Annotated in this window: 7 protein-coding genes, 2 tRNA genes, 1 rRNA gene and 3 pseudogenes; 7 read left to right on the forward strand and 6 right to left on the reverse strand. The window is 66.0% G+C overall.

The features are described 5' to 3' along the window. Positions 1 to 3: 3 nt before the first annotated feature. The 5 genes and pseudogenes from ACFJIX_RS10400 to ACFJIX_RS10420 form a co-directional block, all read right to left on the reverse strand. On the reverse strand, positions 4 to 1626 hold the full coding sequence (locus tag ACFJIX_RS10400; protein WP_377159727.1) for an MdtA/MuxA family multidrug efflux RND transporter periplasmic adaptor subunit: 1623 nt from the start codon (positions 1624 to 1626) through the stop codon (positions 4 to 6). Between the two features lie 248 nt (positions 1627 to 1874). Then, positions 1875 to 2383: pseudogene (locus ACFJIX_RS10405) on the reverse strand (TlpA disulfide reductase family protein). Positions 2384 to 2507: 124 nt separating this feature from the next. Continuing rightward, a complete protein-coding gene (locus ACFJIX_RS10410; RefSeq protein ID WP_377159729.1) occupies positions 2508 to 3677 on the reverse strand; it encodes a hypothetical protein in 1170 nt (389 codons plus the stop codon). A 294-nt stretch (positions 3678 to 3971) separates the two neighbouring features. Next, positions 3972 to 4742, reverse strand: coding sequence for an alpha/beta fold hydrolase (locus ACFJIX_RS10415; protein ID WP_377159731.1), 771 nt, complete (start codon positions 4740 to 4742; stop codon positions 3972 to 3974). Continuing rightward, positions 4739 to 6003, reverse strand: a pseudogene (locus tag ACFJIX_RS10420) (CaiB/BaiF CoA transferase family protein). Before ACFJIX_RS10420 ends, ACFJIX_RS10415 begins: the two are co-directional and overlap by 4 nt. 24 nt (positions 6004 to 6027) lie before the next feature. Here ACFJIX_RS10420 and ACFJIX_RS10425 point away from each other — a divergent pair. The 3 genes from ACFJIX_RS10425 (at position 6028) to ACFJIX_RS10435 (ending at position 7376) form a co-directional block, all read left to right on the forward strand. After that, positions 6028 to 6597, forward strand: a complete 570-nt coding sequence (locus tag ACFJIX_RS10425; protein ID WP_377159733.1) for a hypothetical protein — start codon at positions 6028 to 6030, stop codon at positions 6595 to 6597. A gap of 87 nt (positions 6598 to 6684) precedes the next feature. Next, positions 6685 to 7110: a PTS sugar transporter subunit IIA gene (locus tag ACFJIX_RS10430; protein ID WP_377159735.1), complete on the forward strand. Its 426-nt coding sequence runs from the start codon at positions 6685 to 6687 to the stop codon at positions 7108 to 7110. Next, complete coding sequence (locus tag ACFJIX_RS10435) at positions 7107 to 7376, forward strand: HPr family phosphocarrier protein (RefSeq protein WP_067281479.1); 270 nt, start codon at positions 7107 to 7109, stop codon at positions 7374 to 7376. Before ACFJIX_RS10430 ends, ACFJIX_RS10435 begins: the two co-directional genes overlap by 4 nt. A 159-nt stretch (positions 7377 to 7535) precedes the next feature. Here ACFJIX_RS10435 and ACFJIX_RS10440 read toward each other — a convergent pair. Beyond that, positions 7536 to 8378, reverse strand: a pseudogene (locus tag ACFJIX_RS10440) (GNAT family N-acetyltransferase); the annotation flags it as partial. A 199-nt stretch (positions 8379 to 8577) separates the two neighbouring features. Here ACFJIX_RS10440 and ptsP point away from each other — a divergent pair. From ptsP to ACFJIX_RS10460, 4 genes are all read left to right on the forward strand, one after another. Then, a complete protein-coding gene (gene ptsP, locus ACFJIX_RS10445; RefSeq protein WP_377159737.1) occupies positions 8578 to 10356 on the forward strand; it encodes a phosphoenolpyruvate--protein phosphotransferase in 1779 nt (592 codons plus the stop codon). A gap of 486 nt (positions 10357 to 10842) precedes the next feature. Continuing rightward, a 16S ribosomal RNA gene (locus ACFJIX_RS10450) occupies positions 10843 to 12372 on the forward strand. Between the two features lie 180 nt (positions 12373 to 12552). Further along, positions 12553 to 12629: transfer RNA gene (locus tag ACFJIX_RS10455), tRNA-Ile, on the forward strand. A gap of 19 nt (positions 12630 to 12648) precedes the next feature. After that, positions 12649 to 12724 (forward strand) — tRNA-Ala (locus ACFJIX_RS10460). The last annotated feature ends 194 nt before the right edge of the window (positions 12725 to 12918 follow it).

Below are 12918 nucleotides of genomic sequence, written 5' to 3' on the forward strand. Positions count from 1 at the left end.
CGATCAGTTGCCGCCGCCCGAGGCCGCCTGCCGCTTCGCGCGTTCGGCGCGTCGCTCGGCGATCCAGGCTTCCCGCTCGGCGGGACTCATCTTCATGACCTTCTCTTGGACATCGGGCGGCAGGCGGTCCAGCCAGGCGGGACGTTCGCCGCCGGACTGCGCCGCGTCGTTGCGAGCTTCCGCCGTCGGCGCGCGCACCGCGGCGTCGGCCGGATTGCCGGAGCCCTGGGGCGACGACGCGCCCGAAGCCCTGCGGCCTTCGCCCCAAGCGCCGGAAGCGGCGCCGCCCGGTGCGCTCGCGCCACGGCCGCGACGCGGTGCCGCGTTCGCGCCGGCGCGCTGCTTCGGATCGGCGGCGATGACCTCGACCTTCGCACCTTCGCGCAGCCGGTCGACGCCATCGATGACGACGCGATCACCCGGTTCGACCTTGCCGTCCACGGCCATCCAGTCGCCGTCGACCGCGCCGGTCTGCACGACCCGCGTGGTGACGGCGTTGTCCGCGCCCACGACGTAGACGTAGAAGCCCTGCGCGCCGCGCAGCACCGCGGCGGCCGGCACGGCCAGGCGGTTCTGCTCGGTCGCGAGCTGCAGCTTCACGCTGACCGACTGGTTGGGAAACAGCGCATCGTCGTCGTTCGGGAACAGCGCCTTGAGCTTGATCGTGTCGGTGGTGATGTCGATCGCGTTGTCGGCGGTCGCGAGCTTGCCGGTGGCCAGGCGCGTCTTGCCGTCGCGGCTCCAGGCCTCGACCGTCATCGCGGTCTTGCCCTTCAATCCGGCACTGACCTGCGGCAGCAGCGCCGAGGGCACGGCGAAGGTCAGCGCGATCGGGCGCGTCTGCGTGATGCTGACGATGCCGTTGGTGTCGCCGGTCTGCACGACGTTGCCGATGTCCGCCTGCTTCAGGCCGACGCGGCCCGAGATCGGCGCCTGCACCCGGCTGTAGGTGACCTGCAGCCGCGCGCTGTCGACGGCGGCCTGATCGGCCTTGACCGTGCCGACAAGCTGGTTGACCGTGGCCTGCTGCGTGTCGACCTGCTGGCGCGCGATCGCGTCCTTGGCGAGCAGGTCCTGGTAGCGCGTGAGGTCGATGCGGGCGTTGTCCAGCGTGGCCTTGTCGCGGGCGAGCTGGCCTTCGGCCTGGCCGAGCGCGGCCTGGAACGCACGCGGGTCGATCTGTGCGAGCGTCTGGCCGGCCTTGACCTGCTGGCCTTCGGTGAAATGGATCTGCTGCAGCACGCCGCTGACCTGCGCGCGCACGACGGCGGTGTTGGACGCGCTGATCGTGCCGATCGCGGCAGCGGTGTGGCGGATGTCCTGCAGCCGCGCGGGCATCACCGACACGGGCTGCACGCGGTTGGCGGCGAAGCGGCCGCCGCGACCGGGACCACCACCGGGGCCGCCGGCACCGCCCGGTCCGCTGGCGGCCGAGGCGGGTCCGCCCGCCGCGCCGTCGGCGCCGCGGCCCTTCCACCACCACCAGCCGCCGGCCGCGACGGCCAGCACGAGAAGGCCGAGGACCCAGGGCGTCGCCCGACCTCGCTGTCGCCGGTGCGTGAACGCGTGGGAAAGCGGGGAGATCACAGTCCCCGGCGTGCCGGGCAGGTTCTTGTTCGTGTTCATTCGGGCGGGCGATGCTTGCTATGTCGCTACCCTAGTATCTGGCGACAGCAGCCTGGTGTACCCGAGGAAAAGAATCGCAAAGCGTCGGGGCTAACCCGCGCATTCGAGGGGAACACGAGGGGATCGCGAGGGGGCATCGAGGTCGTGCCGGCCTCGCATCGTCCGCCGATCCGCGCCCGGTCGACGGCGCGGTTCGACCATGAAAAATGCCGCTCGACAGCGGCATGGATCGGCGGGGCGGCGCGGGCTCAGCTTTCGGCGAGCAGCTTCTCGATCGTGCCGTGCAGCGCGGCGAAGTCGGGTTCGCCGACGAAGCGCTTGACGATCTCGCCGCGCTTGTTGATCAGGAAGGTGGTCGGCGTGAGCTGCACCTTGCCGAAGCTGCGGCGATCTCGCCGGTGCTGTCCATCGCGACGCCGAAGGGCAGGTTGCGCGTCTCGGCGTAGTTGGCGACGTAGGCCGGCGGGTCGTAGCTCATGGCCACGGCCAGCGTGTCGAAACCCTTGTCCTTGTACTTCTGGTGCGTCGCGATGACCTGCGGCATTTCCTTGACGCAGGTCGTGCAGGAGGTCGCCCAGAAATTGACCAGCATCACCTTGCCGGGCCACGCCTGCGCGGAGGCGTGCTTCGAGCCGTCGAGCAGCACGTAGTTCACCTGCGGGGCAGGTTCGGGCTTCAAGCCCTCATAGGCGAGGCCGGCGCCGACACCGACGGCGGCAACCAGCAGCAGGAGTCCGGACCAGCGAGGCAGCTTCATGGTGCGCGAGTGTATGCGCGAGGGTGTCGGCCCGCCACTTTGGAGGGGCTTAAGCCGGGTGCCCGCCCAAGGCGGCGGCGAGGGGCGGCGCCGAGGGGCGGCTCCGGGTCGGATGGCCCGGGCTTCAGAGCGCCTTGGACAACTCGAACAGCAGCACCGACGGCAGCGCGTCCTGCAGGTTCTGGCGCGAGATCCGCGCCATGTGGTCCGCCGTGGCCGTGGACAGCTGCGTCTGCTGATCGCCGTCCAGCACTTCGATGAAGCTGAAGCTGGGCACCTCGCCGGTGATGTCGGCGCGCAGGCGGTCGAAGTCGGCGTCGCGCATCGACTGCTCGAAAGCGATGCCGTGTGGCAGCCCCTCCTCGCAGAACTGCAGCGCCTCGTCCATCGAGCCGACGGCGTCGATGATCAATCCCATGTGGCGCACGGCGTTCTGGATCTCCTGACGCACCTCGCGGCGCGGCGAGACGATCAACAGATGGCAGCCTGCCAGCGGCTTGGAGTTGTGCGACGGCGTCGGATCGTCGAGCTCGGGCCGTTCCGGCCGGGCCGGCGGCGCCAGTTCGTGCGGCGCGGCGGGCTCGTCGACGGCGACATGCGGAAACTCCAGCGTCAGCATCGTGATGCCGGCTTCGTCGTCGCGCAGCGGCAGCGCGCCGAGGGTCAGCGCGGTCTGCTCGATCAGGCGCCAGTGCAGCGAGTTCAGCGACTCCGGCGGCGCGTTGATCACCGCCGACGGGGCACTGCCCAGGTCCAGCGAGCGGTGGGCGAAGCGACACATCAGTCGCGCCTTGGCGGGCCACGGCGTCACGTCCAGCCGCATCTCCAGCGAGGAATGCGTGTTGGCGAGCGCCCAGTCCATCACCGCGTTCAGCAGCGAAAACAGCAGCGACGCGTCGGTGACCACCTCGATCGGCTGCAGCAGCTGCCGGATCTGGATGCCGCGGGCCTGCGTCTCGCGGCTGCGCTGCGTCAGCACGCCGCGCAGCACCTGCGTCAGCGGCACGCGCTCGCGGGACAGCCTCAGCCGTCCCGATGCCAGCCGCGCCAGCTGCTGACTCACCATGCCCGCCTCGCGTGCCTGCGCCACCGAGTCGCGCAGCGCCCGCAAGCCCTGGCGATCGATCTGGCCCGTGCTGATCAGCGTGTGGATCCGCTCCAGCGCCGCGCTCAACGGGCCGGCGATCTCGGCGCCGAGCTGCTGGACGATGTCGCCCCATTGCGAATCGCTCGGGGGCTGCGCCATGTCATTGGCAGCCAACGGCGCGGCAATGGAGGGGGGCGGGCGGGACATGCTCTCTCGTTCTTGTGAGCCTCCGGCGGCATGCCGGGGCAGGGAGGCGCCATGGTTCCGCGCGGTCCCGGGGGAGGCCATCCCGTGACTCGGGGGCAATCGCCCCCCTGGGTGGATGGCGTGAAATGGCTCACGATTGCTCGGGTGTCGGGGGCGGATGGCGGACGTTCCTGGACTGCTTGCGCCGAGCCTTGGCCGCCAGGTCATGAGGCCCCCGCGGCAAGCGCGGAAACCTCACGACCTGCCGTCCCCATCCACTGCCGTCCTTCGACGGTGTTGCTACCGAGGACGCCGTCAGGGCTCCTGGGCCTGGCGGTCAGCGAGCATCAGGAGACGTTCGGTGAGTTCCTTTGGAGCGGAAACCATGACCTGATGACCGGTGGGGATCTCGAAGAGCTCCCAGCCGGGCTGGCTGCGCGCGCGTTCACGCGCGGCGGCGATGGTGAGGAGGGCCGGACGGTTGCAGTCGATGAAGGTGCGTGGGCGCTTCAGCCACGCCGCCTGGTCGAAGTCGAGCGGGCTGTCATAGACGCCGCCGGGCTGCGGGCGCTGGCAGCGCATCATCCAGTCAAAGTCGTCCGGCTTCAGGCCCATGCCGTTGGGCTCGGTCACCGGCAGGTGGCCGAACTTCGAGATCAACTCGCGACGCTGGATCTGGGTCTCCGGTGTGTGGCGGCTGGACCAGGACTCGCCCGGTTCCGGCACCACGGCGTCCAGGTAAACCAGTCGCGAGATGCGGTCCGGCATCTGATCGGCGACGCCGGTGATCACCATGCCGCTGTAGCTGTGGCCGACGAGCAGGACATCGGCCAGTTCCTCGCACTCGATGACCGCCTTCACATCGTCGATGTGCGTCTGCAGGCGGATGTCCGCGTGCGGTTGATGGGCCCGTTCGCCGACGCCGCTCAACGTCACCGGGAACACGTGATGCCCGGCCGCACGCAACGGTCCGAGCACCCGCTTCCATGCCCAGGCGCCCAGCCAGGCACCGTGCACCAGCACGATGTTCACGCCCTTGCCGGGAGATTCCTCATTCCGGACCTGCGCCGGATCCTTGCTGCTCATGCGATGACCCCTTCCTCGCGCCATGCGGCGATCGCGTCGGGGCCGTGTCCGAGCTCGGCGAGAACCTCGTCGGTGTGCTGCCCCATCAACGGCGGGGGCAATCGGTAGGCCACGGGTGTCTCCGACAGCTTCATCGGACTGGCGACCACCCGCAGCGCATCGCTCTGCGGATGCGCCATCGACACCACCATGCCTCGGTGCTGGACCTGTGGGTCGTCGAAGACTTCAGCCAGGTCGTTGATCGCCCCGCCCGGGACCTTCGCCGCCTCCATCGCATCGAGCCAATGCTGCCGAGGTCTTTCGGCGACGCGGGCGGCCAGCATCGGGACCAGGTCGTCCCGATGCCGGACCCGCTGCGAATTGGTCGAGTAGCGCGGATCACGGGGGAGGTCCGGCAGGCCGAGGAGCTCGCAGAACTTGACGAACTGACCGTCGTTGCCCACCGCGACGATCAGGTGCCCGTCGCTGGCCTGGAAGACCTGGTACGGCACGATGTTCTGGTGGGCGTTGCCCATGCGGCGCGGCGCCTTGCCGGTCGTCAGGTAGTTGGCGCCGAGGTTGGCCAGCATCGCGACCTGCGTGTCCAGCAGCGCCATGTCGACGACCTGACCCTGGCCTGTCGCGTCCCGGTGGCGGAGCGCGGCGAGGATCGCGACCGTCGCATACATGCCGGTGAAGAGATCGGCCACCGCCACGCCGACCTTCTGCGGCCCGCCGCCGGGCAGCGCGTCGGCCTCGCCGGTGACGCTCATCAGTCCGCCCAGGCCCTGGACCGCGTAGTCGTAACCGGCGCGATCACGGTATGGCCCGGTCTGGCCGAAGCCGGTCACCGAGCAGAACACGAGGCGCGGATTGATCTCGAGCAGCGCCGCGGCGTCGAGCCCGTAGCGGGTCAGGTCGCCGACCTTGTAGTTCTCGACCAGGACGTCGGCCCGTCGCGCCAGCTCCCGGATCAAGTCCTGACCCCGTGGGCTGGCGATGTCGATCGCGACCGAACGCTTGTTGCGGTTCGCGCCGAGGTAGTAGGCCGCCTCGGCGGTGTCCTGCCCGTCCCGGTCCTTCAGATAGGGAGGCCCCATCCGCGGGTGTCATCCCCCCCTGGGTGGCCGCCCTTTGGCGGGCGCTCGACCTTGATCACGTCCGCGCCGAGATCGGCCAGCGTCTGCGTGCACCAGGGGCCCGCCAGCACGCGGGAGAGATCCAGCACGCGCACGCCCGTCAGGGCCATGGCGGAGGGCGTGGGAGAGTTCGCTTCGCTCATCGGGGCATTGTGGGGGATGCTGCGGTGGGCCGCACCGGGGGCGCGCGTCGTCGTCACGCCCTCGATAATCGTCCGATGCGTTCGTTGTCCCTGCTTGTTTCGATCGTCCCGCTGGTGCTGGCCGCCGGGTGCAGTCCGGCGTTGAACTGGCGCAAGGTGAGCCCGGAAGGGGCGCAGATGCAATTGATGTTTCCTTGCAAGCCAGACCGCGAGGAGCGTACGCAGCCCGGCCCGGCGGGTCAGGCGGTCGCCGTGCGGTCACTGAGCTGCAAGGCGCGGGGGGCCCAGTTCTCGTTGACCTGGACGGATCTCCGGGAGGCCGGGGCGACGTCCGCGGCGATGCGTCGCATGCATGAGGGCATCGCCCGGCAGATGCTCCCGCAGGCGTCCGCGCCCTTGGGCATGCGCGGTATCGCGGCCGATCCGGAAGCGTTCCAGCAATCGTTCGAGGCCCGCGCCGGCCAGCCCCGCCAGCAGGTGCGGCAGGCGGTGTTCTCCCGCGGGGGACGGCTGTATCAGTTGCTGATGCAAGGCGAACGCCTCGACCCGGAAGCCTGGGACGTATTCCTCGGGTCGGTGGAACTGCCGCCCTGAGGGCGGGGGGGGGCTGCATCCTCCCCACGATTGAGGGTTTGTGCGAGCCACGCCCGCACCATGCTGCGCCGCACGATAATGATCGCCATGTCCGGCCTGCTGTTGATCGCTCACGCCCCGCTGGCCACCGCGCTGAAGCAGGTGGCCGAGCACACGTTCCCGCATTGCTCGCTGCAGCTGAGGGTGCTGGACGTGACGCCTGAGATGAGCGCCGACGACGTCGAGTCGCAGGCGCGCGCGCTGATCATCGCTTCCGGACACCAGCAGACCCTCGTGCTGACCGACGTGTACGGCGCGACACCGACGAATGCGGCGCTGCGCCTGCAGGGCGAGCAGGTGAAGGTGTTGACCGGCGTCAACGTGCCGATGCTGTGGCGCTCGTTGTGCTACGCCGGCGAAGGCCTGGAGGCGCTGGTCCAGCGCGCCAGCCAGGGCGGCACCCAGGGCATCCTGTGCGACGCGACGGCGCCCTGCGCCTCCAACAATTCCTCGTCCCATCCTTCCTGCACATGATCAAGTCGACCCTCACCATCAGCAACAAGCTGGGCCTGCATGCCCGGGCCTCGGCGAAGTTGACGAAGTTGGCGGGAGGATTCAAGGCAGAGGTCTTCATGACCCGCAACGGCCGTCGCGTGAATGCCAAGAGCATCATGGGCGTCATGATGCTGGCGGCGGGCATCGGCGCGGAGGTCGAACTCGAGACCTCCGGCGAGGACGAACAGCCCGCGCATGACGCGATCACGGCGCTGGTCAACGACAAGTTCGGCGAAGGCCAGTAAGGCGAACGCCAGCCCCTTCAATCGCCCCCACGAACCGCGCGATCCGAAGAAGCCGGAGCGCCGGTACCCTGCGGAGCGAATGCCGAGCGTGAGGAGGCGATTGAGCGGAGCGGGGTACCGGCGCTCCGGCTTCGCAGCGCTGTGCTCAACGTGTGCTCGACGCCCCAGGAAGTGCTTCCGGTACCGCGCCGGCAGATCCGCGATGCGCATGATCATCGGCAGGTCGGCGGTATTGAAGTCCGGATCCCACGCCGGCCGGCCGAGGATGCGCGCGCCGACCCGCAGGTAGCCCTTGATCAGGGGCGGTGGCTCGACCACCAGGTCCTGACGTAGCTCGTCGACCGGCAGCGGCAGGCGCGGACGCACTTGCCAGGCGATGTCCGCCATGTGACTGGCGTCCAGCTGGCGCCACAGGCTGGCGGCGTAGTGACCGCCGTCGCGCATGCTGATGCTGGCGCAGCCGATCATCGTGTCCAGGTCGTTGCGCACCATGAATTCGGTGAGGGCGCCCCACAGCGCCATGATGGCGCCGCCGTTGCGATGATCCGGGTGAACGCAGGAGCGGCCCAGTTCAACCATGCGGGGACGCAGCGAGCGCAGGCGGGTCAGGTCGAACTCGGTTTCGCTGTAGAGGCCGCCGGCGCGGCGGGCCGCCTCCGGCGTCAGCACCCGGTAGGTGCCGATCACCTCGCCGGGCTGTCCGTGCTTGTCGAGCGTGCGCACCAGCAGGTGCTCGCAGAAGGGGTCGAAGAGGTCGATGTCGTGCCCGGCGGGCGCGCCGGCCGGCACGCTCAGGCGCGCGCCCATCTCATCGACGAAGACCTGGTACCTCAGGCGCTGGGCCTGGCGGACTTCGTCCTCCGTGCGCGCCCAACCCACGTGGAAGCGAGTGCGCGCAGCATCGACAGCGACGTCTTGCGAACTGGCTGGAAGTGACCTCCGAGGCGCTTCGACAGGGCGCAGATCGGAGAAGGGCAGGGTAGGCAGCGGCAGATCCCTCATGGCAAAGCCTCGCTGAAGTGATGGCCGCGATGCTGAGCGGGCGGGGTGACGCGTCGGTGACCCTCAAGTGAACGAACCGTGACAGTCGCGGCCTCGTCACGTTCATGCATCGGGGTGATTGACGCCGGCTCCACAGAGGTTTTCGCGGAGTTCACCTTCGTCCACCGGGGGATTCGGAACCCGCTGCTAAAGTCGGCGCATGAGTTTCCAGGTCTTCGGCATTCCCGTTTCTCGCGGCGTGGCGATCGGCCGCGCGGTGCTGGTTGCCTCCAGCCGCGTCGACGTCGCGCATTACTTCATCGCCGCCGCCGATGCGGAGCAGGAGTACGCCCGTCTGGTGCGGGGCCGCGATGTGGTCACCCGTGAATTGCAGGGGCTGAAGGCCGAACTGCCGGAGGACGCGCCGCACGAACTCGACGCGCTGCTGGATGTCCACCTGCTGCTGCTGAACGACGAGGCGCTCGTCGACACGGCTCGCGATTGGATCGTCGATCGCCACTACAACGCCGAATGGGCGCTGTCGGCGCAGCTGGAAGTCCTGGCGCGTCAGTTCGACGAAATGGAAGACGACTACCTGCGCGAGCGCAAGGCGGATCTGGAACAGGTGGTCGAGCGCATCCTGGCCGCCCTCGCCGCGGAACTGGACGATGCGCCCGCCGGTGGACCGGCCGCCGTGGTGGCACGGGACTTCGCCGGAGAGGATCCGCTGCTGCTGGTGGCCGCCGACATCGCGCCCGCCGACATGATCCAGTTCAAGCGCAGCGTCTTTCAGGGCTTCATCACCGACATCGGGGGGAAGACCTCACATACCGCGATCGTGGCGCGCAGCATGGCCATCCCCGCCGTGGTGGGAACGCGAGAGGCCTCGCGGCTGATCCGCCAGGACGATTGGGTCATCATCGATGGCGACGCGGGGACGGTGATCGTCAACCCGTCCCCCATCGTGCTGGAGGAATACCGCTTCCGGCAGCGGCAGTCGGAACTGGAGAACGCACGTCTCGCTCGCCTGCGGCACACGCCGGCGATCACCATGGATGGGCAGCGAATCGAACTGCACGCCAATATCGAGTTGCCGGGCGACACGGTGGCGGCGCTGGCGTCCGGCGCAACTGGCGTGGGGCTGTTCCGCAGTGAGTTCCTCTTCATGAACCGCGACGGCGACCTGCCCAGCGAGGAAGAGCAATTCGCCGCCTATAAGAGTGCGGTCGAAGCGATGGCCGGTCTGCCGGTGACGATCCGCACGGTTGATATCGGCGCCGACAAGCCACTGGACCGGATGTCGGTCAACGAGCTCCGGCACGAACATGTGCTCAACCCGGCCATGGGCCTGCGGGCGATCCGATGGAGTCTGGCGGAGCCGAGCATGTTCCGCCAGCAACTGCGTGCGATCTATCGGGCGAGCGCGTTCGGCAAGGTGAAGCTGCTGATCCCGATGGTCGCCCATCTGGGTGAGATCCGTCAGGTCCAGGAGGCCGCCAAACGAGTGAAGGCGCAGCTTGACGAGGCGGGTCAGGCTTATGGCGAAGTCGAACTCGGCGTGATGGTGGAGGTGCCTGCGGCGGCGATCATGCTGCCGCAGCTGCTCAGGCATGTGGACTTCGTGTCGATCGGGACCAACGACCTCATTCAATACACGCTGGCCATCGACCGTGCCGATGAGGCGGTCGCCCATCTCTATGACCCGTGGCATCCCGCTGTCCTCCATCTACTGGCGCATTCGATCGCGCAGGCGCGAGCGGCCGGGAAGGAAGTCAGTGTCTGCGGCGAAATGGCGGGCGATGCCGCCTTCACCGATCTGCTCCTGAGCATGGGACTCACCAGTTTCTCGATGCACCCGTCGCAGATCCCTTCGGTCAAGCAACGGGTCCTGCGGGCCGACGTGCCACGGTTGGCTGCTGCGCTGCCTCGCATCCTGGAGAGCGATGAACCCGCGAAAGTGGCTCTGGAAGTACTCGCGCCGCAGTCCCGCCTGCATTGAGCCGCCTACTCGGGCGGCTGCGGTCGAACATCGCACCTCCCCAAGCAAGTCGTACGGGGGAGTTGCGCCGGTGAAAAAACTCGTGCTAGACTAGCGGTCTTCGCTGTTCACGACATCGTTCTGAACAGCGGCCTCGGAGGGTATGCCGAGGTGGTCGGATGAATAACTAGCAAAAGCTAGTTTTCATTTGACGGCGAGATTCTCGCAGTCGCTGATGAAAATAATTTCTCTGACTGCTTGACGGGTTCGAAAGAAATCGTTCATAATCTCGCTTCTGCGCTGCTGACGACAAATCGGCGGTGCGACGAAGCAAGGCGGAGAGCCTGAAGCGAAAGCTGCTTCGATGTTCTTTAAGAATTTACAGCCGATAAGCGTGGGCGTCTGGACGAGCGACCTGAGAAGGTTAAATCGCTAGATGCTCACGGAAGATATGAATGAAGCTATGAAAGTAGTCTTTGTTCGATTCCGTTGAGTTTATTCAAGATCGAACTGTAGAGTTTGATCCTGGCTCAGATTGAACGCTGGCGGCATGCCTTACACATGCAAGTCGAACGGTAACGCGGGGCAACCTGGCGACGAGTGGCGAACGGGTGAGTAATATATCGGAACGTGCCCAGTTGTGGGGGATAACTGCTCGAAAGAGCAGCTAATACCGCATACGACCTGAGGGTGAAAGCGGGGGATCGCAAGACCTCGCGCAATTGGAGCGGCCGATATCAGATTAGGTAGTTGGTGGGGTAAAGGCCTACCAAGCCGACGATCTGTAGCTGGTCTGAGAGGACGACCAGCCACACTGGGACTGAGACACGGCCCAGACTCCTACGGGAGGCAGCAGTGGGGAATTTTGGACAATGGGGGCAACCCTGATCCAGCCATGCCGCGTGCGGGAAGAAGGCCTTCGGGTTGTAAACCGCTTTTGTCAGGGAAGAAAAGACTCCTACTAATACTGGGGGTTCATGACGGTACCTGAAGAATAAGCACCGGCTAACTACGTGCCAGCAGCCGCGGTAATACGTAGGGTGCAAGCGTTAATCGGAATTACTGGGCGTAAAGCGTGCGCAGGCGGTTATGCAAGACAGATGTGAAATCCCCGGGCTCAACCTGGGAACTGCATTTGTGACTGCATGGCTAGAGTACGGTAGAGGGGGATGGAATTCCGCGTGTAGCAGTGAAATGCGTAGATATGCGGAGGAACACCGATGGCGAAGGCAATCCCCTGGACCTGTACTGACGCTCATGCACGAAAGCGTGGGGAGCAAACAGGATTAGATACCCTGGTAGTCCACGCCCTAAACGATGTCAACTGGTTGTTGGGAGGGTTTCTTCTCAGTAACGTAGCTAACGCGTGAAGTTGACCGCCTGGGGAGTACGGCCGCAAGGTTGAAACTCAAAGGAATTGACGGGGACCCGCACAAGCGGTGGATGATGTGGTTTAATTCGATGCAACGCGAAAAACCTTACCTACCCTTGACATGCCAGGAATCCTGCAGAGATGTGGGAGTGCTCGAAAGAGAACCTGGACACAGGTGCTGCATGGCCGTCGTCAGCTCGTGTCGTGAGATGTTGGGTTAAGTCCCGCAACGAGCGCAACCCTTGTCATTAGTTGCTACGAAAGGGCACTCTAATGAGACTGCCGGTGACAAACCGGAGGAAGGTGGGGATGACGTCAGGTCATCATGGCCCTTATGGGTAGGGCTACACACGTCATACAATGGCCGGGACAGAGGGCTGCCAACCCGCGAGGGGGAGCTAATCCCAGAAACCCGGTCGTAGTCCGGATCGCAGTCTGCAACTCGACTGCGTGAAGTCGGAATCGCTAGTAATCGCGGATCAGCTTGCCGCGGTGAATACGTTCCCGGGTCTTGTACACACCGCCCGTCACACCATGGGAGCGGGTTCTGCCAGAAGTAGTTAGCCTAACCGCAAGGGGGGGCGATTACCACGGCAGGGTTCGTGACTGGGGTGAAGTCGTAACAAGGTAGCCGTATCGGAAGGTGCGGCTGGATCACCTCCTTTCTAGAGAATGATGAGACCGTCGGGTTGCCTAGGCAGCTCGGGAGAGTCGAGTCGAAAAATGCGAGTTCAGCGCGCCCACACTTATCGGCTGTAGACACACAACAGTGAGTGAGAAAACGCGTGAGCCTGGCGAGCTGGCCTTGCCGGTTGGCGCGATACAGGAGCACGCATGAAACGCGTGGGTCTGTAGCTCAGTCGGTTAGAGCACCGTCTTGATAAGGCGGGGGTCGCTGGTTCGAATCCAGCCAGACCCACCACGAGGATCGTCAAGATCTTGGGGGATTAGCTCAGCTGGGAGAGCACCTGCTTTGCAAGCAGGGGGTCGTCGGTTCGATCCCGTCATCCTCCACCAATCACTTCACAAGGGTGGCAAACCACAGCGTCAAGCATGACGTTGTGGTTTGCCAGTCTCGACTTTTTAGTCGGCTGTTGTTCTTTAACAATTCGTAGAGTCGAATCAGCGTTGCTGGCGGAAAGCTTGGCACTCGTAAAGGGGTGACCGGCACCGTGCCGCCAGCGACATTTGATTGCGTCAACAAACTTCAA

Source organism: Roseateles sp. UC29_93 (assembly GCF_042695725.1).
In the GTDB taxonomy this organism is placed as follows: Bacteria; Pseudomonadota; Gammaproteobacteria; order Burkholderiales; family Burkholderiaceae_C; genus Roseateles; species Roseateles noduli_A.